Raw genomic sequence first — 24,476 nt, 5'->3', positions numbered from 1 at the left:
CCTCATCGCTTCGCTCTACATCGTCGACTGCGCGTGTCATACGACGTCACGCCTTTCCGTTCGCGGTCAGCACCGAGTCGCGCGGGTCGAACGGGCAGCCGCCTCCTTCGACGTGGGCGACGTATTCGTCGCGGAAGTACTTGATCGACGACATCACCGGGCTGGCGGCCCCATCGCCCAACGCGCAGAACGACTTTCCGAGGATCGCGTCGGAGATGTCGAGCAACTTGTCGAGATCCTCGTGAGTGCCCTTGCCGGTCTCGAGCCGGTTGTAGATCTGGTCCAGCCAGAACGTGCCCTCACGACAGGGGGTGCACTTCCCGCACGATTCGTGCTTGTAGAAGTACGTCCAGCGCTGCACGGCGCGCACCACGCAGGTGGTCTCGTCGAAGATCTCCAGCGCCTTGGTGCCCAGCATCGAGCCAGCGGCACCGACGCCCTCGTAATCCAGTGGCACGTCCAGATGTTCGTCGGTGAGCAGCGGCGTCGAGGACCCGCCCGGGGTCCAGAACTTCAGGCGATGCCCGGCGCGGACCCCGCCGGCGTAGTCGAGCAATTCGCGCAGCGTGATGCCGAGCGGGGCCTCGTATTGGCCGGGGCGGGTGACATGCCCGGACAGTGAATACAGCGTGAAGCCAGGCGATTTCTCGCTGCCCATCGATCGGAACCATTCGACGCCGTTGAGAATGATCGGCGGCACGCTGGCGATCGTCTCGACGTTGTTGATCACCGTGGGGCAACCGTAAAGCCCGGCCACGGCGGGGAACGGCGGCCGCAGGCGGGGCTGGCCGCGCCGGCCCTCCAGACCCTCCAGCAGCGCGGTTTCCTCGCCGCAGATGTATGCGCCCGCACCGGCGTGCACCACCAGCTCCAGGTCGTAGCCGGATCCTTCGATGTCGCGGCCCAAAAAGCCTGCAGCGTAAGCCTCGGCGACCGCGTTCTGCAGCCGGCGTATCACCGGCACCACTTCGCCGCGCACGTAGATGAAGGCATGGCTGGCCCGGATCGCGTAGGAGGCGATGATGGCGCCCTCCACCAGCAGGTGGGGCGTCGCAAGCATCAGCGGAATGTCTTTGCACGTTCCGGGTTCGGATTCGTCGGCGTTGACCACCAGGTAGTGCGGCTTGGCGGCCGGACCCGAGTCGCCCTGCGGGATGAACGACCACTTCGTTCCGGTCGAGAAGCCGGCGCCGCCGCGACCTCGCAGGCCCGAGTCCTTCACCGCCCCAATCACCGCGTCGGGCTCCATCTTCAGGGCCTTCTTCAGCGCCTGGTAACCGTCGTGGCGCTGGTAGGTCTCCAGCGTGAACGACTTCGGGTCGTCCCAGTAGCTGCTGATGACCGGGGTCAGCGGGGTGGTCATGACTCGCCTCCGGGAGCCGGCGGGGCTTCCATGCCCTTCTCCTTCGCCACCTGCAGCCCGGCCAACGTGGCTGCACCGGCGCCGCCCTGGCCTTCGTCGGGGCGCTCGTCGGGCAGGCCGGCCAGGATGCGCGAGGTTTCGCGGAACTTGCACAGCGCACCGCGGGTGGGAGCCTTGGGATTTCCGGACCGCAACGAGTCGACGAGTTCGCGTGCCGACTCCGGCGTCTGGTTGTCGTAGAACTCCCAGTTGACCATCACCACCGGGGCGAAGTCGCACGCCGCGTTGCATTCGATGTGTTGCAACGTGACCGAGCCGTCGTCGGTGGTCTCGTCATTGCCGATGCCGAGATGTTCTTTGAGCGCCTCGAATACCGCGTCGCCGCCCATGACCGCACACAGCGTGTTGGTGCAGACGCCGACCAGGTAATCGCCGGTGGGGCCGCGGCGGTACATCGTGTAGAAGCTGCCGACCGCCGACACCTCGGCACCGGTCAATCCGATTTGCTCGCCGCAGAATTCGAGTCCCGCCGGTGTCAGGTAGGAATCCTCGGCTTGGACCAGGTGCAGCAGCGGCAACAACGCGGAGCGCTTGTTGGGGTAGCGGCCGATGATCTCCTTGGCGTCGACCTCGAGGCGGGCCCGCACCTCGGGCGAATACGACTGCGGCGCACCCTCGGTCACGAACGCGTTGGGTTCCTCGGGCGGCGGTCCGAGCCGGATGAACACCGGCTGACCCTGCGGCCCGGTCATCGGTCCACCCCGCCCATCACCGGGTCGATGCTGGCGACCGCGGCGATCAGGTCCGCGACCATCCCGCCCTCGCACATCGCGGCGACGGACTGCAGGTTGGTGAAGGACGGGTCCCGGTAGTGCACCCGGTAGGGCCGGGTGCCGCCGTCGCTGACCATGTGCACGCCGAGCTCGCCGCGGGGCGATTCCACCGCGACGTAAACCTGGCCGGCCGGAACGCGAATGCCCTCGGTGACCAGCTTGAAGTGGTGGATCAGCGCCTCCATCGAGCTGCCCATGATCTTCGCGATGTGCTCGGGCGAGTTGCCCATGCCGTCGGGCCCCACCTTGAGGTCGGCGGGCCAGGCAATCTTGCGGTTCTCGACCATCGTCGGGCCCGGCCGCAACTTGTCCAGACACTGCTCCACGATCTTGATCGACTCCCACATCTCCTTGACGCGAATGATGTAGCGCCCGTACGCATCACAACCGTCGTCGGTGATCACGTCGAACTCGTAGTTCTCGTAGCCGCAGTAGGGTTCGCTCTTGCGCAGGTCGTGCGGCAGCCCGGTGGAACGCAGAATGGGGCCGGTGATGCCCAGCGCCATGCAGCCTGTCAGGTCCAGGTAGCCCACGCCCTCGGTCCGCGCTTTCCAGATGGCGTTTTCGTTGAGCAGCTCGCCCATTTCGCGCAGCGGCTGCTTCAACTCCTTGAGGGCCTCGGCGATCTCGGTTTCCGCGTTGGGCGGCAGGTCCTGCGCGACCCCGCCAGGTCGGATGTAGGCACTGTTCATTCGCAGCCCGGTGATCGATTCGAACAGCTTCAGCACGATCTCGCGCCCGCGGAAGCCGACGAACATCGGGGTCATCGCGCCCAGTTCCATGCCGCCGGTGGCCAACGCGACCAGGTGCGACGAGATCCGGTTGAGCTCCATCATCATCACCCGGATGACGTTGACCCGCTCCGGTATCTCGTCGGTGATGCCGAGCAGCTTCTCCACGCCCAGGCAGTAGGCGGTCTCGTTGAAAAACGGTGACAGGTAGTCCATCCGGGTAACGAAGGTGACGCCCTGGGTCCAGTAGCGGTATTCGAGGTTCTTCTCGATCCCGGTGTGCAGGTAGCCGATTCCGCAGCGGGCCTGCGTGACGGTCTCGCCCTCGATCTCGAGGATCAGCCGCAGCACGCCGTGCGTGGACGGGTGCTGGGGGCCCATGTTGACGACGATGCGTTCACCGGGGTCGGCGTTGCGGGCGGCGTCGACGATCTGGTCCCAGTCCTGACCGCCGGCGACCAGAACCGTTTCAGCTTGAGTCATTAGTTGTAACCCCTGCGTTCGTCGGGCGGCGGTATCTGTGCGCCCTTGTACTCGACCGGGATGCCGCCCAGCGGATAGTCCTTGCGTTGCGGGTGCCCGTGCCAGTCGTCGGGCATCTCGATCCTGGTGAGCGACGGGTGGCCGTCGAAGATGATCCCGAAGAAGTCGTAAGTTTCGCGCTCGTGCCAGTCGTTGGTGGGGTAGACCCCGTACAGCGACGGGATGTGCGGATCACTGTCCGGCGCAGCCACTTCCAGCCGCAGCCGACGGTTGTGGGTGATCGACTGCAGTGGGTAGACCGCGTGCAGCTCCCGGCCCGTCTCGTGCGGGTAGTGCACCCCGTTGACGCCCAGGCACATCTCGAACCGCAGGTCGGGTTCGTCGCGCAGTCGCTGGGCGACCTGCGGCAGCAGATCGCGGCGCACGTGCAGGGTCAGCTCGTCGCGGTCGACCACGACCTTCTCGATCGCGTCGTCGAATTCGATGCCGTTGCGGCCCAGCGCTTCCGCCAGCTTGTCGGCGATGTCGTCGAAGTAACCGCCGTAGGGCCGGGGGCTGCTGCCCGGCAGCGTGATCTCGCGCACCAGCCGTCCGTAACCGGAGGTGTCGCCGGTGCCGCGGACCCCGAACATGCCGCGACGAACGTCGATCACTTCTTCGTCGGCGGTAGGGACGGCGCCCCCCACTTCGCTGGCCGCTACCGTCGGGTCGTGGTCGGGAGAGCTCATCGCAGCAGTCCGCGCATTTCGATCGTGGGCGTGGCCGCCAGCGCGGCCTGTTCGGCTTCGGCGATGGCCTCTTCGCGGTTGACTCCCAGCGGCATCTGCTGAATCTTCTCGTGCAGCTTCAGGATTGCGTGGAGCAGCATCTCCGGGCGGGGCGGGCAGCCGGGCAGGTAGATGTCGACCGGGACGACGTGGTCGACGCCCTGCACGATCGAGTAGTTGTTGAACATTCCGCCCGACGACGCGCACACGCCCATGGCCAGCACCCATTTCGGCTCGCCCATCTGGTCGTAGATCTGGCGCAGCACCGGGGCCATCTTCTGGCTGACCCGCCCGGCCACGATCATCAGGTCGGCCTGCCGCGGCGTCGCCGAGAATCGTTCCATGCCGAAGCGCGCGATGTCGAACCTCGGTCCGGCGGTTGCCATCATCTCGATCGCGCAGCACGCCAGCCCGAACGTCGCCGGCCACAGCGAGTTCTTGCGGACGTAGCCGGCCACCTTCTCGACGGTGGACAGCAGGATGCCACCGGGCAGCTGTTCTTCCAGGCCCACTCTTACCTCAATCCCATGTCAGTCCGCCGCGGCGCCACACGTAGGCGTAGGCCACGAAGACCGTGAGCATGAACACCACCATTTCGACCAACGCAAACGTTCCGAGCGCGTCGTAGCTAACGGCCCAGGGATACAAGAACACGATTTCGATGTCGAAGACGATAAACAGCATTGCGGTCAGGTAATACTTCACCGGGAACCGCTGTCCGGCCGTCGCGTGCGGGCCGCTCACCGGCGATTCGGTGGGCTCGATCCCGCATTCGTAGGCGGCCAGCTTCGACTTGTTGTAGCGCCTCGGCCCGGCCAGGCTCGCGATCCCGACCGAGCCGACGGCAAAGGCGGCGGCAATCCCGCCGAGTACCAGGATGGGTATGTAGACGTTCAACTCGCTCCATGATCCGTCGTAATGCGGCCGCCTTCTCGACTGAGCGGGCGGCCGGGCGGTGACCGGGCTGCTGTGACGAACCGGGTCTGTGGCCCGTCACAGTGACTTTCAACATAGCGTCGTTGGCGTCGGCGCACGTGCTCGGGGTGGTGCTATTTGCCCGGTTTTAACGTCCCCGCATTCGGGCGCGTCGTCGCGGCGGTGCTGAGCACCCGCCCACACGGTCTACGGTTCCGTGTCGGCGCAGGTGAGAGCGGTAATTGCTACCGGGCGGGGGTGCGGAGCAGGCCGAGCACCGTACGGCCCAGCACGATGGGGTCCAGCGGATGCGGCACGGCGGCGTCGGCGCGCGACCAGCTGGCCAGCCACGCGTCGTCGCGGCGGCCGGTGAGCACCACGATCGGCGGGCAGGTTTCGAGTTCGTCCCTGAGCTGTTTGGCGATGCCCATGCCGCCGGTGGGCGTCGCCTCGCCGTCGAGAATGGCCAAGTCGATGCCGCCCTCGTCCATCGTGCGGATCACCATGGGGCCGGTCGCCACCTCGACGTAGGTCAACTCGGGCAGGTCCGGGTGCAGGTGCTTGCCCAACGCGCGCATCACCCGTTCGCGGGTTTCGACGTTGTTGCTGTAGACGAGGATCCGCAGGGCGCTGCTGGAGTCGGGCACGCTCAGATGGTACTGGTGGCGCGCAAGCCCTACCGGGTTGCCCGAACGAAGACCGCCTGCGCCGCCGCCGTTGCCGTCGCGCCGACCATGCCGAACATATTCCAGCCCAGGTCGAATTGGGACCGGTCGACCTTCGTTTCGCCCGAGATCCGAATAGAACCGTCCTCCAGCTCGGCGATCGTGACGGGCAGCGGCAGCGGCGCGGTGACGCCCTTGATGGTGAAGCTGGCGCGAAGTTCCGCGGCGTTGCCTCTGGTTGGGTTCACTGCGGTGACGACGACGCTGATCTCTGGGAAACGCTCGACGTCGAAGAAGTCGGCCGAGCGCAGGTGCTTGTCGCGGCGGCCGATGCCCGTGGACAGCGACGCGGCCCGGATGTCGACGCGGCCGAAAACGGCGCCCTTGCCGGTGAGCTGCCCGTCGCCGCTGAACTCGACGAAGCGGCCCTTGACATTCAGCAGGCCCCAGAAGTTTCTGACCTTGAAGGTGATGGCCGAGCGATCGGGAACCAGGTTCCACACGCCGGCCAGGTCGGGATCGCTCAGCAGTGTTTCCAGCGTCGTCATCGTCCCCCCTTCTGACTCGTGGCAAATCTAGCCGTTAGGCGAGCAACGGTGCGATCTCCGCGGGGTCGAAGTATTCGTCGATCCGATCGATGAGCCCGTCGGCGCCCACCCTGATCACGATGCAGACCCGCATGGAGATCGATTGGCCGGCATGGCCGGTGGCGTGCAGGATGTGCTGCTGCACGAAGCCCGCGACGGAGCCGTCATCGAAGAGCCGCCGGTCGAGGATTTCGTAGTGGCGCTCGGTGGTGGAGGTGATGAACCAGTCGATGACCCGCATCGCGCGGGCCTTGTCGTTATCGCGGCGCGCGCCCGTGCGCCAGAGCGCGATGTCGTTGCTCCACAGTCGATCGACCGCGGCGGCGTCGCCGTTTTCGATCGCCGCGAACAGGCGGTCGGCCACGTCGACGACGGTCTGTGCGGTGGCGGTCGGCATCGGCACCCTCCTAATCGGGTTGCTCATATCCGGGATGCGCGATCGCCAGGCGACGCCGGACCAGCGTGCGCAGGCAGGCGGTGACGTCGTTGGCGCGGCCGTCCAGCTCGCCGGCCCGGATCGCGGCGGCGAGCTCTTCCTCGTCGGCGAAGCCCAGGCCGGCCAGCGCCGCGCCCGCCTCCGCCTCGCTCTCGTCAAGCAGTTCGCGCTCGACGATGCGCAGCGCGTTCGCGGCGACCCTGGCGTGGAAGTTGACCTGCCCGGTGGTCGCATCGCGGACGTCGGTTTCGAGGAACTCGGCCACCGCGGCGACGAGCTCGGCGGCGAGCGGGCGGCCGTACGCGCCGATCACGCCGGCGCTCCTTCCAGCAGGTCGAGCAGGTCCCACTCGGTCTCGCAGACGCGGCGCCCGATCGTCGCCAGCTCCACCGAGCGAAACTCGCCGCTCAGGTGCCGCTCGGCCTGGTAGCGGCAGATGACACCCCAGCGCAGCGTCGCCAGCACCAGCCACCAGTGAAACGTCACCCGGTCGACGCTAGCGGCACCGGCCTCCTCGTAGGCGCGGAGAAAGCCCTCGATGCTGCCGAGGCCGCCGGCGGCCAGGCCGGCCGGGGCGCCGAACCGCCAGGCCCGGATGCAGAACCAGGCCAGGTCCTCGTACGCTTCGCCGAGGTGGACCAGCTCCCAGTCCAGGACGGCGGCCAGCTCGGACCCGTCGACGATGAGGTTTCCCATCCGGTAATCGCCGTGCACCAGAACGGGGCTCGACGGCTCGGATTTTTGCGGCCGGTTCGCCTCGAGCCAGCGAAACGCCCACTCGAAGGTGGCGGTGGTGTCGCCCATGGCGTCGAGCCGCTCGCGCCACTGCGCGAGTTGGTCTTCGTGTGCCAGGCCAGGAATGTCCGGATCGGCGCGATGGATGGCGGCCAGCGCCCGCGCGCACTGGTGCAGCAGGCGGGTGCGGCCCGCGTGGCCGTCGGCGGCGTCGAGCTGGCGCTGGATGCGCCGGACGATGGTCTCGCCCTGGATCGCGTCGCAGATCAGGAACGGATTGCCCAGGGCGGCAACCGAATCGTCGGCGACCAGGATGTGGGGGACCGGCGCACCGGCCGCCGCGGCCGCGGCCTGGGCGCGTGCTTCGAGCTCCATGCCGGCGTGCACGTCGTCGGGCGGGCCGGTGCGCAGGATCAGCGAACGGCGTTGCTTACCCGCGACGGCGTCGAACGCCCACGTGGTACGGCTGGCGCCGCCGGTCAGCGCCCGCAGGTTCTCGATCGCCGGGCTCGCGCCGAGCGCCGGCTCCAGCACCCGGGCCAGCTTGCCGGCCAGTTCGCCGTTGTCGGTCACTTGTGGCCAAACTTGAACAGCCGCTGGGCCACCCGCCGGATCTGGATCTCCTCGGCGCCTTCAGTGATCCGGTAACGGCGGTGATGGCGGTAGATGTGCTCGAACTGCTCGTGGCGGCTGTAGCCGAGGCCGCCGAAGACCTGCATGGCCCGGTCGGCCGCGTCGCACACCAGCCGGTTGGCGCGGTAATTGGCCATCGACACCTTGTCCGAGACCTCCATATGGTGGTTGCGGTCCAGATGCCAGGCCGCGTATTGCACCAGCAGCCGCACCATCTGGGCCTCGGTTTGCAGCTCGGCCAGCGGCCACTGCACGGCCTGGTTGACCGACAGGGGCTTGCCGAAAACCATGCGGCTGCCGGCGTATTCGGCGGCACGGTCGATGCAGTATTGGGCGGCACCCAGGCTGCTCGCCGCCTGCCGGATCCGGTTCTCGTGCAGGAAGGTTTGCGCGACTTCCAGGCCGCGGTCGACCTCACCGAGCACCCCGTCGGCGGGGACCCGCACGTCGGTCAACTCGACCTCGCCGTGGTCGGTCGGCATGTTGAATGTCCACCAGTAGTAGGGGACACGGAATCCGGGCGCATCCGTCGGGACGAGGAACGCGGTGATGCCCAGCGCGGCCCCGGGTTCGCCGGAGGTGCGCGCGAAGATCAGGTCGTGAGTGGCCCGGTGCACCCCGGTGTTGAACCGCTTCGAGCCGTTGAGCACCCACCCGTCACCGTCGCGTTCGGCGCGGGTTTCCAGCCAGGTCGCATCGGAGCCGTGCCGCGGTTCGGTCAGCCCGAACGCCATCGACCGTTCCCCGGTGATCAACGCCTCCGACCAGTCGCGGCGCTGCTCCTCGGTGCCGAAGCGTTCCATCATGATCACCTGCGGGAAATTCCCGACGATCGACGACTCGTTCTGCAGGTCGTTGTGCAAGCCAAGGCCCTTGTGCGCCAAGTGTTCCCGAATCACGGCCATGTCCAGGTTGGTGCCGTCGCGGCCGCCCAGCGACGCCGGCAGGCCATAGCGCAGCCAGCCCGCCTTGTCGGCGCGCCTGCGCATCTCGGCGAGCAGATCTTCCCACTCGCGTGACGGGATGCCGTCGTTGTCCCAATCGGTGCGGGCATGCTCGCGGCGATGGTCGAAATACTGGATGTTGTCACGTTCCAGCGGCTTGATCTCCGACTCGATGAACGCATCCATCTCGGCGAGCACTCCCGGAAGATGTTCTGGCAGAGTGAAATCCACGGTTACTCCTTTGCGCCGTAGAGGGTTTTCTTCCAGACCGTCGACAAGGTGGTGATGGCGTCGTGGTCGCTGATCTGAAGGTCCAGGCCCGACGGGCCCGCGAAGACGGTGGTGAAGTTCTCGAACAGCAGCGCGATCGCGGCCGCCGTGTGTTGGGGATTGAGCTCGGTTCCGTAGCCCTGCTGCTGCGCGCGGCGTACCGAGGCGGCGACGATGTCCATGCCGAAGCGCCGGAATTCGTTCTGGACGCTCGCGAAGCGCGGTTGGGTGGCCGCCAGCTGTGCCACGGCGATCATGATGCCGATGTTCTGCTTGAACATGTTCCAGTACCCGGTGACCACCGACGTGAAGAACGCGTCGTCGTCGGGGGATTCGGGGAGCTCGAGGCGCAATCCGGGCGGCGCCACGACCTCGTGCAGAAACGACTCCGCCAGGGCGGCCAGCAGGTCTTCCTTGTCGTCGAAATACCGGTAGAACACGGCGGGTGACTTGCCCGCGGCCGAGGTGATGTCGGCCAGCGTGGTGCCGTGAAAACCGCGTTCGGCGAACAGCTTCCGGGCGGCCTGTTCGATGGCCTGCCTGGTCTGGCGGCCCTTCGCGGTCAACGTGTCGGTCGGCATCAGTTCCGGATTCGGTCGCCGGCGCGCAGCAGGGCGCTCGGCAAATCATGACCCACAACGGATTTGGCAACCTCGGCCGCGGCGATGGCGGCCCGCAGGTCCACGTCGACGTCGACACCGCTGTCGGTCAACAGGTAGACGAGGTCCTCGGTGGCGATGTTGCCGGTGGCGCCCGGGGCGAAGGGGCAGCCGCCCAGCCCGCCGACCGACGCGTCCAGCCGCGTCACCCCCGACTCGACCGCCGCGTACGCGCTGGCCAGCCCGGTGCCGCGGGTGTTGTGGAAATGGCCACCCAGCGGCATGTCGCCGATCACCGGACGCAGTTGGGCGACGAGCGAGCTCACCCGTCGCGGGGTGGTGGTGCCGATGGTGTCGGCGATGGAGAACCGGTCGACCCGTTGTTCCCGGGCGGCCGCGCCGATCTCGAGCACCCGCCCGGGCGGGGTCGGCCCCTCGAACGGGCAGTCCCACGCGGTGGCGACGATGACCTCGACGGTGACGCCGGCGTCGTGCGCGATGGCGACGATCTCCTCGATCTGCCTGGTGGCCTCGGCGCTGTCGCGCCCGACGTTGGCCTCGCTGAACGCGTCGCTGGCGGCCACCACGTATTCGACGGAGCGCAGCCCCGCGGCGACCGCGCGCCGGGCGCCGTTGGGGCTGGCCACCAGGGCGGAGAACTCGATGTCGGGGTAGTTGTGCAGGTGCGCGGCGACTTCGGCGGCATCGGCCATCGACGGCACCTTCGACGGCGACACGAACGCCGTGGCCTCGACCTCGCCCACCCCGGTGGCGGCCACCGCGGCCAGCAGCTCCAGCTTGGCGGCCAACGGGATTGGCTTTTCGATCTGCAGGCCGTCGCGCAGGGCCACCTCGCGAATGTCCACGTGTTGTGTCATAACACCCCCTCAGCCCTTAGCTCTTCGAGCTCCGCGGCGGTCTTGCCGAGCAAGCCGATGTAGACGTCGTCGTTGTGTTGTCCCGGGCGCGCCGGGCCGGCGTAGCGGACGCTGCCGGGGGAGTCCGAGAGCACCGGGACGATGCCCGGTCCGAGCACGTTGCGGCCGACCCGTTCGTCGTAGTGCTCGACCAGCATGCCGCGGGCCCGCAACTGCGGGTCGTCGACCACCTCGGCGACGGTGTTGATCGGCCCGGCGATCACGCCTGCGGCGGAAAGGGTTTCGATGATTTCGCCGGGCTGGCGGTCGGCGGCCCACGCGCCGATGATCTCGTCGAGTTCGTCCTGATTGCGGCCGCGGCCGCCGTGTGTGGCGAACCGGTCGTCGGTGGCCAGCTCGGGGCGCCCCATCGCCTTGCACAGGCGCGCGAACACGGTGTCCTGGTTGGCGGCGATCACCACCCACGAGCCGTCGGCGCTGCGGTAGATGTTGGACGGCGCGATGCCCTCCAGCCTGGTTCCCGACGGCCCGCGCACCACGCCGCCGACGTCGTAATCGGGGATCGTGGATTCCTGGACCGCCAAACACGATTCGGTCAACGCAACATCGACCACTTGTCCGCGCCCGGTGATGCCGCGGCGATACAGCGCGGCCAGCGCGCCCTGGGCGCCGAACATGCCGGCCAGGCTGTCGCCGAGCGAGAGCGCCAGCCGGGGCGGCGGCCCGCCGGGGAATCCGTTGAGGTGCCGCAGCCCGCTGGCGGCCTCGGCCACCGACGCGTAGCCGGCCTTGTGCGCCTCGGGGCCGGTCTGCCCGTAGCCGGACACCCGGACCAGGATGATGCCCGGGTTGCGCTCGGAGAGCACGTCGTAGCCCAGCTCCCATTTCTCCAGGGTGCCCGGGCGGAAGTTCTCCACGACGATGTCGGATTTCGCGACGAGGTCGAGGAACAGCCCGCGGCCGCGAGGCTTTCGCAGGTCGAGCGTGATGGCGCGCTTGTTGCGCGCGTGCACCGTCCAGAACACGTGGTGCCCGTCCACTTCGGCCTGGCCCCAGGTCCGCAGCGGGTCCGGCGCGCCCGGGGGTTCCACCTTGACGACGTCGGCGCCCATGTCGCCGAGCAGCCGGCCGGCGAACGGCCCGGCGATCAGGGTGCCGAGTTCCAGCACCCGGACGCCGTCCAGCGGGCCCGTCACTGTCTGCTCGCGAAGTCGTGGCGAACCAGCCAGTCGGTGACGACGTCGACCGCTTGGCGCAGCTTGTCCCGCTGGTCGGGGCCGGCGTAATAGTGTGTGGCGCCGGGAATTTCGTGCATCTCCTTGTCCGGGTGCCCGATCGCCTCGTAAAGCCGTCGGGTGTGGCTGGGCGTGCAGGCGTCGTCGGCCAGGTTACCGATCACCAGCGCCGGGACCGCGAGGTCGCGCCCGCACGCCACCCCGTCGCCGCGGGCGTCGTCGTAGCTCCATTGCGACAGCCAGCCGCGCAGCGTCGAAAACCGGGCCAACCCGACCGGGCTCATGTTCACCACTCGAGGATCGCCCAGGTAGCAGGTTCCGGGGGTGCGTTCGTTGGGATCGACGGTCGGATCCAGCCAGCGCGGGTCGGCCATGGTGCCGTGCACGACGAAGCAGAATTCGTCGTCGGGGCGGCCGGCGGCCCGCAGTTCGGCGAGTTTTTCCTTGGCCCACGCGGTGATGCGCCGGTTGCGGTCGATCTGCGCCTGCCGGTAACGGGCCAGAAATTCGTGGCTGTAGGGCGGTTGGTTGGGGTTGTCCGGGTTGTAGAGATCGAGCTCGGGATCGCGCTTGGTGGGGTCGGATTCGTCGAGGATCGACGCGTCCAGCCACTCGGTGAGCGTGCCGTGCCGGCTGATGTGCGCGGCGAGCAGCATGACACCGTCGGCAGCGGGCAGGTCGAGCCGCGTCAGGTCGGGGCCGTCCCCGGACGGGCTCGACGTGATGGTCGCGTGCTGGGCCTGCTGCTGGTAGAACATCGACAGCGAGCCGCCGCCGCTCCATCCGGCCAGCACCACCTTGGCGTAGCCTAGCCTCTTCTTGGCGTCCTTGATGCATTCGCCGAGATCCTCGACCACCTTCTCCATTAGCAGTCCCGAATCCGTGCCGCGGAACCGGCTGTTGCAGTAGATGACGTGGTGGCCGGCGCGGGCCAGCGCATTGATCATCGGCAGGTAGGCGCCGCCGCCGATGGGGTGCATGAACACCAACACGGTGTCGGACGGCTTGTCCCTGGGCTTGAGCAGATAGCTTTCCAGAACCGTGATCTCGGCCAGCCCGCCGTACACGTCGCGGACCGCGGAATTGTTCTGGAACGCAACGAGATACGGGATGCGGTCGTATTCGTGATTCATCAGTGCTGCCCGAGGTCGTGAGCCAGTACCTCGGCCGACGGGGTCAGCCGCCGACGCGTGTCGACGGCGATGACCTGCCAGTCCACCCGCGAATGCTCGGCGAACTTGCGGCGCGCGCGTTCCCGCGCCTTCTCCGGCGCACCGTGGTGAACCCCTTGCGGCGCATGGGTGATCAGGCCGGGCGGCATCGGGATGCCGTAGAGCGACCCGCCGTGGAAGAAGGCGATCTCGTCGTAGTCGACGTTGCGGTGATACCAGGGTGTGCGTTCGGTGCCGGGGACCCCCTCGGCAGGCTTGGGCAGGAAGTTCATCACGTAGACGCCGGTGGCCTGCATGAACAGATGCACGGTCGGCGGCAGGTGAACGCTGTCCGAAGTGACCACGTTGTAGTCGGCGATGTTGAAGGTGAACGGGAAGTTGTCACCGCGCCACCCTTCCACGTCGATCGGATTGTGTTGGTAGAACAGCGTTGTCGGCCCGCCCGCATGGATGAGCCGGACCTCGTATTCATCGCGGCCATCATCCTCGATCGGCTGCGGTTCGGGGATCGTGGCCTGCGACGGGTCGAACGGGAAGTGGCGCCCCAGCGCGCCGGGCGGCGGCACCCGGAACTCGTCGCTGGCCTCGATCATCAGCAGCGTCGTCTCGGTATCGGGCAGCTGCCGCCAGGTGCATGCCTTCGGGATGTAGAGCCAGTCGCCCTCCCGGTAGCGCAGCGGCCCGAACTCGGTCTCCAGCAGGCCCGCGCCGCGGTGCACGAAGCACAGCAGGTCGCCGTCGACGTGACGGACGTAGAAGGGCATCGGCTCGTGGCGGCGGCTCAACAGGATTCGGCAGTCGTCGTTGCTGAACATCAGCAGTGGCCCGCCGCCGGCGTCGGTGGCATCGCTGGGTTTCAGCTCTCCGGCGAGCACGTCGACCGGGCGCAGCGGGCCGACCGACCGATAGGCGGTGGGGTCGTTGCGGCGGTACATGTTGGCGGTCCGGCCGGTGAAGCCGCCGCGGCCCAGCTCGTCGTCCTTGAGCCCGTCGAGGTCGGCGTGCAGCCGGCGCGGCGTCTTGCCTTTTCGCAGGTGAACGAACGATTCCACGGGGCGACTCCTGGGCTCCGGCGGCAGGCCTCAAAACTGAAAGTGACATTACTTTTTGTTTTTGGGATGTACAAGGGGCGAGGGCTTCGTAGCTTTGGTCACATCCGCCCCGAGCTTCTCCGGAGGAAGGGACACCCTTTGTGCCCGCCTCTCAGCGACAAGTTCCTTGGTGCAAGACCGGCGCGGCCGTTGTCGCTGCGAGGCGGGCAAAGAGGCAATTCCTTCTCCGCTGCGCCCTGTGTGACAGACGTGACAGGAGTGCGTCAATCGCGCACGCGCACCACGACTTTCCCCTTGGCCGTACGATTCTCGAGCGATGCGACCGCCGCGGCCGCCTGCTCCAGCGGGTAGACCTCCGGCGTGGGGGCGGCCAGCTCGCCCGAGCTGAGCAGGCGCTCCAGGCCGGCCCACTGTTCGGCCAGCGCGTCCGGGTGAGTCGCGGTCCAGGCTCCCCAACCCACGCCGACGACGTCAATGTTGTTGAGCAGCAGCCGGTTCACCTTGACGGTGGGAATCTCGCCGCCGGTGAACCCGATGACGAGTAGCCGACCGCCGGGCGCGAGCGAGCGCAGCGAATCGGTGAAGCGGTCGCCGCCGACCGGGTCGACCACCACGTCGACGCCGCGGCCGCCGGTGAGTTCCTTGACGGCGTCCTTGAACCCCTCGGCCAGCACCACATCGGTGGCGCCGGCGGCCGTCGCGACGTCGGCCTTGTCTTCGGTGCTCACGACCGCGATGGTCCGCGACGCCCCCAGCAGCGAGGCCAGCCGCAGCGTCGAGGTCCCGATCCCGCCCGCCGCGCCGCGCACCAGCAGGGTCTCGCCGTTGGCCAGGCGGCCGCGCACGGTCAGCGCGAAGTACACCGTCAGGTCGTTGAACAACAGGCCGGCGCCCGCCTCGAAGCTCACGTTGTCCGGCAGCTTGAACACCCGGTCGGGCTGCACGACGGCCACCTCGGCCATTCCGCCCGCCAGCATCGTCAGCGCGACGACCCGGTCGCCGGCCTTGACGTGGATGTTGTCGGGGGCCGACCGCACCACGCCTGCGATCTCGGCTCCGAGCACGAACGGCGGCTCCGGCCGGTACTGATACAGGCCGCGGGTCAGCAGCGCGTCGGGAAACGCCGCGCCGGCGGCGTGCACCTCGACGACCACACCGTCCCCGGCGGGTTCGTCGACCTCCGCCACCTCGATCGCGTCTGGACCATCCAACCGAGTCACCCGTGCCGCCCGCATGGTCGGACAGCCTAACGCCGGCTCGGAATCCGCCGGAAACCTGTCCATACCGGCGACGCTAACCTCGCCTCATGGAAACCGTTCGGCCGCCGATCACCGCCACCTCCTCGGTGCGGCTGGGCGCCCTCGCTCCTTGATGCGCGTCCGGGCCGCCATCGCCGCCGACGCCGCCGCGTGCGTCGACATCTACCGGCCCTACGTGCTGGACACCGTCATCTCATTCGAGACGGAGGTGCCGACCGTCGAGGAGATGGCGCGCCGCATCGCCGGCGCCCACGAATGGCTGGTGCTCGAGGACGACGACGTCGTGACCGGTTACGCCTATGCGCGCCAATTCAATCCGCGCGCGGCGTACCGATGGTCGGTCGAGACGAGCATCTACCTGGCCCCGGATCGACTGCGCTCCGGCGGGGGTCGGCTGCTCTACACCGAACTGCTGCGCCGGCTCGCCGAACGCGGTTTCCGGCGGGCGTTCGCCGGCATCGCCCAACCCAACGAGGCCAGCAACGCGCTGCACAAGGCGTTCGGCTTTCGGCCGGTGGGCTACTACCCGCGCGTGGGGTGGAAGCTTGGCGCCTGGCACGACGTCGAGTGGTGGCAGCTCGACCTGCTCGGCCCCGACGAGGATGCGGCTCCGCCGCGACCGATCGCTACTTGAGCTCCGCGGACGACAGCCCCAGCAGCCGCCGCGCGACCACCAGCTGCTGGATTTGTTGGGTGCCCTCGAAGATGTCCAGGATCTTGGAGTCGCGCGCCCACTTTTCCAGCATGGACTGCTCGGAATACCCTGCGGTGCCTGCCAATTCGACGGACTTGAGGGTGACGTCGCTGGCCATCCGCCCGGCCTTGGCCTTGCTCATCGAGGCCTCTTTGGAGTTGGGGATCTTGTTGTCCGCCTGCCACGCCGCGCGCAGCGACAGCAGGTAGCTGGCCTCCCAGTCGGCCTCCATCCGCAGGAACTCCGCCGCGGCCGCGCTTTGGGCGTGTGAGGGCCGGTCGTAGGAGATCTCGACCCCGGCCTCGGTGAGGATCTTGCGGATCTCCTCCAGCGCGGCGCGGCCGACCCCGATGGCCATGGCGGCGACGATCGGGCGGGTGTTGTCGAAGGTCTCCATCACCCCCGAAAAGCCCTTGCCGACCTCGATTTCGGGGTTGCCCAGCAGGTTGTCCTTGGGAATGCGGACGTTATCGAACCGGATCGCCGCGGTGTCCGAACCCTTGATGCCGAGCTTGTGCTCCAGGCGTTCGACCGTGACGCCGGGATGTTCGCGCGGCACGATGAACGACTTGATCGCGGCGCGGCCCTGTGACTTGTCCAGCGTGGCCCACACCACGATGTGGGTGGCGCGCGAGCCCGCGGTGACGAAGATCTTCTCGCCGTTGATGACGTACTCGTCGCCGTCGAGCTTGGCGGTGGTGGACACCGCCGCCGAGTCGGACCCGAAGCCGGGTTCGGTGATGGCCATCGCCGCCCAGACCTTGCCCAGGCGTTCCAGTTGTTCGTCGGTGGCGACCGCGGAGATGGCGGCATTACCAAGCCCCTGGTAGGGAACCGACAGCATCATCGCGACGTCGCCCCAGCAGGCTTCCATCGTCTGCAGCAGCGCGGCCATGTTGGCGCCGTTGTGGTTTCGGTCCCTGTCCTCGTCCTCGTCGCGCAGCGCGTCGGCCCCGGCGAATGCCACCGATTCGGACGCGCCCTCGAAAAGGCTGATCAGGGTGTCGAGCTCGACCGGGTAGGCGTGCTCCTTGAGGTCGTACTTGCGGGCGATCGGCCGCATCATCTCGGCGGCGCCCTGGTGGGTCTTGACGATCACCGACTGCAGCTTGCGGGGCAGTTCCAGATTGATTGCCATGGTTGAACTTTCGGCTCGTTTTAGCTGACGACTCAGATGACGACAACGCCCTCGGCGACGCCGATGGCCCGCAGGTCGCGGTACCAGCGCTCGACCGGGTGCTCCTTGGTAAAGCCGTGGCCGCCGAGCAGTTGCACGCCGTCCAGGCCGATCTGCATGCCCTTGTCGGCGCCGAGCCGCTTGGCCAGCGCCGCCTCCCGGGTGAACGGCAAGCCCTGTTCGGCGCGGGCGGCGCCGCGCCAGGTGATCAGCCGCAGTCCGTCCAACTCGATGGCAATGTTGGCGCACATGAAGGCCACGGCCTGACGATGCGCGATCGGCTCCCCGAAGGCGTGGCGCTCCTTGACGTATGGGACGACGTAGTCGAGCACGGCGTGCGAGGTGCCGACCGCGAGCGCCGCCCAGCCGAGCCGGGACAGCGCGATCGCCTCGGAGTAATCCTCGTCGGAGGCCTCGTCCTCGCCCAGGCGGGCGCCCAGCGGCACCGACACCCCGGACAGCTCGACCTGGCCCAGCGCTGCGGCACGGATTCCCATGCTCGGATCCGCCTTGACGGTAAGGCCTTTGGCGGACGATTCGACGATGAACAGCGCGGGCTTGCCGTTCAGCTGGGCGCCGACGACGAACAGCTCGGCCTCGGCCGCGGCGGGAACCAAAGACTTCACGCCGTCGAGCCGGTATCCGCTCGGGGTGCGCACGGCGGTGGTCTTCAACCGGGTGGGGTCGAACAGGGGTTGTGGTTCGGCGATCGCCACGCAGGCCTGCGGGACGTTCTCGCCGGCGAACTCGTGCAGGTAGGTGGCCTGCTGGTCGGCGCTGCCCCAATGGGTCAAGGCCGCGGCGACGCCGCCGGGTGCCAGGATGGGCAGGGCCAGGCCCATGTCGCCGTAGGCCAGCGCCTCGGCCGCCAGCACGTTGGTCACGCTGGAGCGGTGCGCGGCGATGCCGTCGAAGTCCTCGGGGATGTTGATCGCGGTGATGCCCAACTCGGCGGCCTTCGCGATCAGATCGGGCGGGTAGGTCGCGGCCTCGTCGGCGTCGTGCGCCGCGGGACGTAGCACCTCGGCGGCGAACTCGTCGAGGGTCTCGACGATCATCTTCTGCTCGTCGTCGGGCGTCAGGTCGAAGTAGTCCTTGCCGCTGGACTTCAGCCGGGTCGGTCCGCCGCGCAGGTTCTGGGCCCGTTTGAACTGGCGGGAAGTGGCCGCGGCGGTGGAGAAGATGGTCTTCGTGCCGTAGCGCAGGCCCCGGTTCAGCGGGTCGCGCAGATGGTATTTGTCCAAGAACTCCTGGCCGACCAGCGGGGTGAGCAGCGCCAGGGTGATGTCAATGCCCGTGCGCTTGTGCGGTTGCAGCCCGACGCCGGTCTTGCGGCCGCGCCGTCGGGCGCGTGAGCGAGTGTTTTCTGAAGTCTGTTTTGAACCGGAACGGGTGTCGGTCATTTCAGCCTCTATCGATGGGCGTTGCGGATAAAACCTATCTTACTCCGGAGTAAGATAGATGCGACCGCCTGTTAACTAATTCACAAAGACTAGGCTCGCAGGCCCGAAAGCACCTGCTCATGCAGCAGTCCGTTTGTCGCCACGGCGCTGCCCGCGTGCGGGCCCGCGGTCCCGTCCAGGCCGGTGAACGTTCCGCCCGCCTCGCGCACCAGGACGTCGAGCGCCGCCAGATCCCACACCGACACCTCCGGTTCGGCGGCGATGTCGACCGCCCCCTCGGCGACCAGGCAGTAAGAAAAGAAGTCGCCGTAGCCCCGCACCCGCCACACCGCATCGGTCAGGCCGACGAAGCGATCGCGCAGCCCGCGTTGCGCCCATCCCGAAAGGCTGGAGAACGACAGGCTCGCCGAATCCAGTTGTGCCACTGAGGAAACGGACAGCGATCGGGGGGGACCGCCGTCGACCGTGGCGAACGCGCCGCGGCCACGCGCCGCCCACCACCGGCGGTGCAGCGCCGGTGCGCTCACGACGCCGACCGACGAAACGCCGTCCTCGAGCAACGCGATCAGGCTGGCCCACACCGGCACCCCGCGCACGAAATTCTTGGTGCCGTCGATCGGATCGATGATCCACTGCCGCCCGCTGAAGGTGGCGGTTCCACCGAACTCCTCGCCGACGATGCCGTCGTCCGGCCGTTCGCGCCCGAGCACGTCACGAAGTTCGGTTTCGACCGCCCTGTCAGCGTCGGTGACCGGGGTCAGATCGGGTTTGGTGTCGACGCGCAGGTCAAGCGCCCCGAACCGCGCGGAGGTCAGCGCGTCGGCGCGGTCGGCCAGCGCGAGTGCCAGCGCCAGATCGTCGTCGGTCATTGAGCAGTCCTACCATGGCCGGATGTGGGAATACGGTGTGCTGATTCTGCTCGTCGCGGTCCTGGGAGTGGCCCTTGCGCAGCGGTTCGCCCCGCGCGGCCCCCGCGGTGAGCTCGCGCACGGCACCCTCCTGGTGACGGGCGTCAGCCCGCGGCCGGACGCGACCGGCGAGCAGTACGTCACGGTCGCCGGGGTCATCAACGGACCCACGGTCAGCGAGCACGAGGTGTATCAGCGCATGGCGGTCGACGTCGACCACTGGCCGACCATGGGCCAGCTGCTCCCGGTGGTCTATTCGCCCAAGAACCCCGACAACTGGCGGTTCGTTCCCGCCGAACCGCCGGCCGCGTAGCGGTCACCCGCCCGCGGGCGGGCGCGTCATCACGGTGAGCCGGGTTCCGTAGCGTGGCAGGACGCCCGACGCCCGGGCCAACGTACCCGCCGGCATGCCGGGAACGCCGGGATAGCCGGAACCGGCCAGCTCGTCGGTGCCCGGAAGGGTGGTGAGGCCGGCGGGCTGCAGCGCCGAGACGCGGCTGGCCGACGGCGCCGACCAGCTGGCGGGCACCGCCATCGGCCCGATCGCGTTGGCCCGCCCCATGCTGACCGTGATCGCGTTGGGTAGTCCGCCGACCCCCGTTGCGGCGCCCTGCAATTGCCCGAGCCCTATCGGCCCGAGCGCGGGCGCGGGTGCCCCCAGGCCAGCGAGGTACGCCATATTCGCTTGGATGCCGAAGAGATTGGCTGTGTTGCCGCTCAGCGACGCCGGGATCCCGGCCATGGTTCCGGTCCCGGAGATCGCCGTGTTCACGAGCTGGATGGAGTCCAGCACGCTGATGTTGTTCCAACTGGTGGAGCTGATTGGAATCGGGCTGAGGTTCAACAGGTTCTGCAGACCGTCGCCGATCTGTGCGGTCAACTGGTACAGCGCCTGGTACAGATCCCCGAGCGGGTCGCTGGCCGCCTGATTGGCCGCGGCGGTCTGCTCGTTCAGGCCATCGGGGTTGGTGGTCTGCTGCGGGGACGCAAAGGACGTCAACCGGGAAGCGGCCGTCGCTGTCGCGGCGTAGCCGTTCATCGCGGTGGCGTCCTGGGCCCACATCTCGGCGTACTGGGCCTCGGTGGCCGCGATCGCCGCGGTGTTCTGGCCGAAGAAGTTCGTCGCGATCAGCGCCTGCAGCTGCGCGCGGTTGACCGCGATCACCGGCGGGGGCACCGTCATGGCGAACGCCTGGTCGAACGCCGCCGCCGCCGCCCGCGCCTGCATGGCGGTCTGCTTCGTCTGCTGGGCGGTTGTGGTCAGCCACTCGACGTAGGGAGTCGCCGCGGCGGTCATCGCTGCCGACGCCGGGCCATGCCAGTGCAGCGTGGTCAGTGCCGAGAGCACCGAGCCATACGTTTCGGCCGTGGTACCCAGTTCGGCGGACAGCGAGTCCCAGCTTCCCGCCGCTGCCAAAAGCGACCCGGAACCCGGACCGCTGTACATCCTGGCGGAATTGAATTCGGGCGGAAAAAAGGCGTAATCCATTGTCAGATCTCCCTTATGGGTGTGCCGGGTGAACCGTGCCGAGCCCGAATCGGCACCTTTTCCGCCGCCGGCCCGCCGGCGGTGGTCATAAAAATGTAGGCGCCAATCCGCGTTTCTACTGGAGTTTTAAGACGAAAAGGCAAGTGGGTCATTGCGATAACGCCCGCCGGATTTCGATACCTGAAAACGACTGAATTCATTTTCGGGGTCGGACGCCCGAAGCGGAATCCGCCAAGTGATGCGGCATTGCGACGAAGGTGACCGTCTGCCCCGTTATCGATAGGGACTAATGGCCCCCATTTGTGAACCGAATGCCCCTGGGTTGCGCCGGTCTGCGCTCAATAGCGTTGGGTGGGACGAATCCGTGATTTGTCCCCTCTGATCAGCACAGGAGACCGCGATGCTTCAGCCAGCCCCGACGGTCGTCGTTGGTGTCGACGGGTCGAAAACGGCCACCGATGCGGCGCGCTGGGCTGTCGACGAGGCGGTCAGCCGAGACATACCGCTGCGGTTGGTATATGTGGTCGCGCCGCCGGAATCTCCACCACGCTGGGCCCATGACGGCCGACTGGCCGCGGCCCGCGCCGTGTTGCACGACGCTCGTCGGGCGGTTGAGGCGACCGGGCAACAGGTGAAGATCGAAGCTGAAATCCTTTGGGGCAGCCCGCTTGCCAAGCTAACCGAAGAGTCGAGGTCGGCGGCGATGATCTGTGTCGGATCCGTCGGACTGAGTCATGCGGCCCGTGGGGCCGGGTCCCTGTCGGCCAGCCTGGCCGCGTCGGCCCTCTGTCCGGTAGCCGTCATCCGCCGCCCGGCGGGCAGGCCGGCAATCGCCAATCTCGACCGCGTCATCGTGCAGGCAGACAACGCGGTGGGGCTGCGCCATGCCTTCGAGGAGGCGATGCTGCGGCACGCGCCGGTGCTGGCGATCGCGGTGGCCGCGGGGGGCGACGATGCCGACACGAAATGTTCGGCGGGAGCCCAACTGAGGCGGCGCATCGCGCGGTGGACCCGCTTGTATCCCGACGTGTCCGTCGAATCTGCCGTCGTGAGCGGGTCGGTCGATCAATACCTCTCCGCCGGCGGGGGGCGGGATCAGCTGTTCGTCACCGACGCGCGCGCCTGTTTCGACCTGTGCGGCGCGCACCTCCCTGGAACTTCCGTTCTCGCCGCGCGTTCGAGCAACCTGTAGAGGCTTACGGGTGGGGACTCGGTTGGGCTCCGGAGGAGCGGCGTTAAGAGTATTTCTGGTCGACGATCACGAGGCGGTGCGGCGCGGCCTGGTCGATTTGCTTTGTGCGGACCCCGAACTCGACTGCGTCGGCGAGGCCGGATCCGTCGCCGAGGCGATGAACAAGATTCCCGCGGTCGGCCCCGACGTCGCGGTGCTCGACGACTGGTTGCCCGACGGCAACGGCATCGAGCTGTGCCGAGAACTGTTGTCCTGCATGCTGGAGCTGCGCTGCCTGATCCTGACGTCGTCCACCTCCGACGAGGCGATGCTGAACGCGATCCTGGCCGGTGCCAGCGGCTATGTCGTCAAAGACGTCAAGGGAATGGAATTGGCCTGCGCCATCAAGGATGTGGGCGCGGGCCGGTCGCTGCTTGACACTCATGCCGCGGCGGCATTGATGGCGAGACTGTGGTGGACCATCGAGAACAGCGACGAGCTGTGGGCCTTCAACGACCGGGAGCGAACGTTGCTCGGATTGCTCGGCGACGGCCTGACCAACCGGCAAATCGCCGACCGGACGCTGCTTGGCGAAGACGTCGTGAAGAACCACGTGTCGCGACTGCTGGTCAAACTGGGGGTGTCCCGCCAGCCCAATCGGGCTTACCGCCAATGGTTTTGAGGCGCCGGGTCAGCCGTGGCTGATTCGTAGCATTTCGGCCACGCTCGGCAGCTTGACCCGTGGACGCCCGTGCGGCTCGCCGGCCGCTCGCTCGTGGCGATCGATGACCTCCCAGTGGGCCGACGTCACGACCTTCGGCTGCCGGGACTCCAGCCACTCGGCCAGCTTGTCGGCGTGGTCGTCGGGGAACTCCGCGAGCGCGCCCTGTTGTTTCGAGCAGGCCAGGTCGTTCAGCAGCGTGTCGACGGTGTCTTGGGAGTCCTTCTTGTTGGTACCGATCACACCGGTCGGCCCGCGCTTGATCCACCCGACGACGTACTCGTTGCGGCTGCCGTGCACGCGGCCGTCGGTGTTGGGGATGGTTGCGCTCTTGTCGTCGAAAGGCAGCCCGGCCGTGGGCATTCCGCGGTATCCGACGGACCGCACCACCAACTGGGCCGGCAGTTCCTCTCGCTCGCCGGTGTCCTTGGCCGATACCCACCCGCTCTCATCGGTGACCAGTTCGTTGCGGCCCAACACGATGCTCTCGACCTTGCCGTCGCCCTTGATCTCGATCGGCGAAGTGAGGAAGCGGAAGACTATTCGGCGGTGGCCGGGGCGCGGCGCCCGCGCGGCGTAGTCGCGCAACACCTTGATGTTCTGTTTGGTCGTCTTCCCCGCCGCGGCCGCATCCTCGTCGCTGATGCCCTCCAGCTGCGCCGGGTCGACGATCACGTCGACCCCCTCCAGATCCGCCAACTCGCGGAGCTCCAGCGTGGTGAACGCCGTCTGCAGCGGCCCGCGCCGACCGACGACCACCACTTCCTCGACGCCGCACGGGCGCAGCGACTCCAGGGCGTGGTCGGCGATGTCGGTGCGGGCGAGCTCGTCGGGGTCGGTCACCAGGATGCGGGCGACGTCCAGCGCGACGTTGCCGTTGCCGATGACCACCGCCCGGGCGCCCGACAGATCCGGGGTCGACGTCTCGAAGTGCGGGTGCGCGTTGTACCAGCCGACGAATTCGACGGCGGCCATGCTGCCCGGCAGGTCCTCGCCGGGGATCTTCAACGACCGATCCGATTGCGCCCCGATGGCGTAGATCACCGCGTGGTAGCGCTCGGCGAGTTCGGCGGCGCTCACGTGCTCACCGACCACCACATTGCCGAAGAAGCGAAGGCGGGGGTCTTCGGCGGTCTTCTCGAATTGCTTGCTGATCGACTTGATCTTCGGGTGGTCGGGCGCGACGCCGGAGCGGACCAGCCCCCAGGGCGTCGGCAGCATCTCGAGGATGTCGATCGCCACGTCGATGTCCTCCGACGCGTCGGCCGCCTTGAGCAACGATGCCGCGGCGAAGAAACCCGACGGCCCGGAGCCAACAATCGCGACGTGATATAAGCGCATCCTCGAGCCTTCTAC

The 24,476-nt window shown here is 67.8% G+C and carries 27 protein-coding genes; 4 read left to right on the top strand and 23 right to left on the bottom strand.

Annotation, left to right across the window (positions count from 1 at the left end; all coding sequences use genetic code 11):
* Positions 1-46: 46 nt before the first annotated feature.
* The 18 genes from nuoF to AWB92_RS09625 form a co-directional block, all read right to left on the bottom strand.
* Positions 47-1,363 (bottom strand): NADH-quinone oxidoreductase subunit NuoF, encoded by a 1,317-nt coding sequence (gene nuoF, locus AWB92_RS09705; protein WP_085185131.1) that lies wholly within the window; start codon positions 1,361-1,363, stop codon positions 47-49.
* Entirely contained in the window at positions 1,360-2,115 is a 756-nt protein-coding gene (gene nuoE / locus AWB92_RS09700; protein ID WP_085185130.1) for an NADH-quinone oxidoreductase subunit NuoE, read from the bottom strand. The genes nuoF and nuoE overlap by 4 nt, the downstream gene beginning before the upstream one ends.
* Complete coding sequence (nuoD, locus tag AWB92_RS09695) at positions 2,112-3,410, bottom strand: NADH dehydrogenase (quinone) subunit D (protein WP_068138780.1); 1,299 nt, start codon at positions 3,408-3,410, stop codon at positions 2,112-2,114. Before nuoD ends, nuoE begins: the two co-directional genes overlap by 4 nt.
* Positions 3,410-4,138 (bottom strand): NADH-quinone oxidoreductase subunit C, encoded by a 729-nt coding sequence (locus AWB92_RS09690; RefSeq protein WP_085185129.1) that lies wholly within the window; start codon positions 4,136-4,138, stop codon positions 3,410-3,412. Before AWB92_RS09690 ends, nuoD begins: the two co-directional genes overlap by 1 nt.
* Positions 4,135-4,689, bottom strand: a complete 555-nt coding sequence (locus AWB92_RS09685; protein ID WP_068102870.1) for an NADH-quinone oxidoreductase subunit B — start codon at positions 4,687-4,689, stop codon at positions 4,135-4,137. The genes AWB92_RS09690 and AWB92_RS09685 overlap by 4 nt, the downstream gene beginning before the upstream one ends.
* A 7-nt stretch (positions 4,690-4,696) precedes the next feature.
* Positions 4,697-5,074, bottom strand: coding sequence for an NADH-quinone oxidoreductase subunit A (locus AWB92_RS09680; RefSeq protein ID WP_068138774.1), 378 nt, complete (start codon positions 5,072-5,074; stop codon positions 4,697-4,699).
* 263 nt (positions 5,075-5,337) lie between these two features.
* Complete coding sequence (locus AWB92_RS09675) at positions 5,338-5,739, bottom strand: response regulator transcription factor (RefSeq protein WP_085185128.1); 402 nt, start codon at positions 5,737-5,739, stop codon at positions 5,338-5,340.
* Between the two features lie 29 nt (positions 5,740-5,768).
* Positions 5,769-6,305 (bottom strand): YceI family protein, encoded by a 537-nt coding sequence (locus AWB92_RS09670; protein WP_085185127.1) that lies wholly within the window; start codon positions 6,303-6,305, stop codon positions 5,769-5,771.
* Positions 6,306-6,339: 34 nt separating this feature from the next.
* Positions 6,340-6,741 (bottom strand): nuclear transport factor 2 family protein, encoded by a 402-nt coding sequence (locus tag AWB92_RS09665; RefSeq protein ID WP_085185177.1) that lies wholly within the window; start codon positions 6,739-6,741, stop codon positions 6,340-6,342.
* Positions 6,742-6,751: 10 nt separating this feature from the next.
* Positions 6,752-7,093 (bottom strand): DUF6285 domain-containing protein, encoded by a 342-nt coding sequence (locus AWB92_RS29335; RefSeq protein ID WP_142282016.1) that lies wholly within the window; start codon positions 7,091-7,093, stop codon positions 6,752-6,754.
* The gene (locus AWB92_RS09660) at positions 7,090-8,088 is read right to left on the bottom strand and encodes a phosphotransferase family protein (protein ID WP_142282015.1); all 999 of its coding nucleotides are present in this window, start codon (positions 8,086-8,088) and stop codon (positions 7,090-7,092) included. The genes AWB92_RS29335 and AWB92_RS09660 overlap by 4 nt, the downstream gene beginning before the upstream one ends.
* Positions 8,085-9,323 (bottom strand): acyl-CoA dehydrogenase family protein, encoded by a 1,239-nt coding sequence (locus tag AWB92_RS09655; protein ID WP_085185126.1) that lies wholly within the window; start codon positions 9,321-9,323, stop codon positions 8,085-8,087. The genes AWB92_RS09660 and AWB92_RS09655 overlap by 4 nt, the downstream gene beginning before the upstream one ends.
* Before the next feature lie 2 nt (positions 9,324-9,325).
* On the bottom strand, positions 9,326-9,943 hold the full coding sequence (locus AWB92_RS09650; protein WP_085185125.1) for a TetR/AcrR family transcriptional regulator: 618 nt from the start codon (positions 9,941-9,943) through the stop codon (positions 9,326-9,328).
* Positions 9,943-10,839: a hydroxymethylglutaryl-CoA lyase gene (locus AWB92_RS09645; RefSeq protein ID WP_085185124.1), complete on the bottom strand. Its 897-nt coding sequence runs from the start codon at positions 10,837-10,839 to the stop codon at positions 9,943-9,945. The genes AWB92_RS09650 and AWB92_RS09645 overlap by 1 nt, the downstream gene beginning before the upstream one ends.
* A complete protein-coding gene (locus AWB92_RS09640; protein WP_085185123.1) occupies positions 10,836-12,035 on the bottom strand; it encodes a CoA transferase in 1,200 nt (399 codons plus the stop codon). The genes AWB92_RS09645 and AWB92_RS09640 overlap by 4 nt, the downstream gene beginning before the upstream one ends.
* Positions 12,032-13,207, bottom strand: a complete 1,176-nt coding sequence (locus tag AWB92_RS09635) for an alpha/beta fold hydrolase (RefSeq protein ID WP_085185122.1) — start codon at positions 13,205-13,207, stop codon at positions 12,032-12,034. Before AWB92_RS09635 ends, AWB92_RS09640 begins: the two co-directional genes overlap by 4 nt.
* Positions 13,207-14,298: a homogentisate 1,2-dioxygenase gene (locus AWB92_RS09630; RefSeq protein ID WP_085185121.1), complete on the bottom strand. Its 1,092-nt coding sequence runs from the start codon at positions 14,296-14,298 to the stop codon at positions 13,207-13,209. The genes AWB92_RS09635 and AWB92_RS09630 overlap by 1 nt, the downstream gene beginning before the upstream one ends.
* Before the next feature lie 263 nt (positions 14,299-14,561).
* Positions 14,562-15,533 (bottom strand): NADPH:quinone oxidoreductase family protein, encoded by a 972-nt coding sequence (locus AWB92_RS09625; RefSeq protein WP_085185176.1) that lies wholly within the window; start codon positions 15,531-15,533, stop codon positions 14,562-14,564.
* Between the two features lie 136 nt (positions 15,534-15,669).
* On the opposite strand from AWB92_RS09625, the gene AWB92_RS09620 reads away from it, so the two are divergent.
* The gene (locus tag AWB92_RS09620) at positions 15,670-16,191 is read left to right on the top strand and encodes a GNAT family N-acetyltransferase (RefSeq protein ID WP_085185120.1); all 522 of its coding nucleotides are present in this window, start codon (positions 15,670-15,672) and stop codon (positions 16,189-16,191) included.
* Here AWB92_RS09620 and AWB92_RS09615 read toward each other — a convergent pair.
* From AWB92_RS09615 to hisN, 3 genes are all read right to left on the bottom strand, one after another.
* On the bottom strand, positions 16,184-17,389 hold the full coding sequence (locus AWB92_RS09615; protein ID WP_068102903.1) for an acyl-CoA dehydrogenase family protein: 1,206 nt from the start codon (positions 17,387-17,389) through the stop codon (positions 16,184-16,186). The two genes, AWB92_RS09620 and AWB92_RS09615, sit on opposite strands and share 8 nt — an antisense overlap.
* Before the next feature lie 32 nt (positions 17,390-17,421).
* Complete coding sequence (locus AWB92_RS09610) at positions 17,422-18,831, bottom strand: acyl-CoA dehydrogenase family protein (RefSeq protein WP_085185119.1); 1,410 nt, start codon at positions 18,829-18,831, stop codon at positions 17,422-17,424.
* Between the two features lie 89 nt (positions 18,832-18,920).
* Positions 18,921-19,700, bottom strand: coding sequence for a histidinol-phosphatase (hisN, locus tag AWB92_RS09605; protein WP_085185118.1), 780 nt, complete (start codon positions 19,698-19,700; stop codon positions 18,921-18,923).
* Between the two features lie 22 nt (positions 19,701-19,722).
* Between hisN and AWB92_RS09600 the strand changes: the two genes are divergently transcribed.
* Complete coding sequence (locus AWB92_RS09600) at positions 19,723-20,052, top strand: hypothetical protein (protein WP_085185117.1); 330 nt, start codon at positions 19,723-19,725, stop codon at positions 20,050-20,052.
* 3 nt (positions 20,053-20,055) lie between these two features.
* Here the strand turns inward: AWB92_RS09600 and AWB92_RS09595 are convergent, their stop codons facing one another.
* A complete protein-coding gene (locus tag AWB92_RS09595; RefSeq protein WP_085185116.1) occupies positions 20,056-21,228 on the bottom strand; it encodes a PPE family protein in 1,173 nt (390 codons plus the stop codon).
* A 400-nt stretch (positions 21,229-21,628) separates the two neighbouring features.
* Here AWB92_RS09595 and AWB92_RS09590 point away from each other — a divergent pair, with 400 nt between their 5' ends.
* Both AWB92_RS09590 and AWB92_RS09585 read left to right on the top strand, forming a co-directional pair.
* A complete protein-coding gene (locus AWB92_RS09590; RefSeq protein WP_085185115.1) occupies positions 21,629-22,420 on the top strand; it encodes a universal stress protein in 792 nt (263 codons plus the stop codon).
* 22 nt (positions 22,421-22,442) lie between these two features.
* Entirely contained in the window at positions 22,443-23,081 is a 639-nt protein-coding gene (locus AWB92_RS09585; protein ID WP_085185114.1) for a response regulator transcription factor, read from the top strand.
* A 9-nt stretch (positions 23,082-23,090) separates the two neighbouring features.
* Here the strand turns inward: AWB92_RS09585 and AWB92_RS09580 are convergent, their stop codons facing one another.
* A complete protein-coding gene (locus AWB92_RS09580) occupies positions 23,091-24,461 on the bottom strand; it encodes an FAD-dependent oxidoreductase (protein ID WP_085185113.1) in 1,371 nt (456 codons plus the stop codon).
* Positions 24,462-24,476 lie beyond the last annotated feature (15 nt).

It is taken from the genome of Mycobacterium sp. IEC1808 (genome assembly GCF_002101935.1).
Lineage (GTDB): Bacteria > Actinomycetota > Actinomycetes > Mycobacteriales > Mycobacteriaceae > Mycobacterium.
The sequence above is the reverse complement of the archived record's forward strand: the minus strand, read 5'-3'. Positions and strand labels throughout refer to the sequence as shown.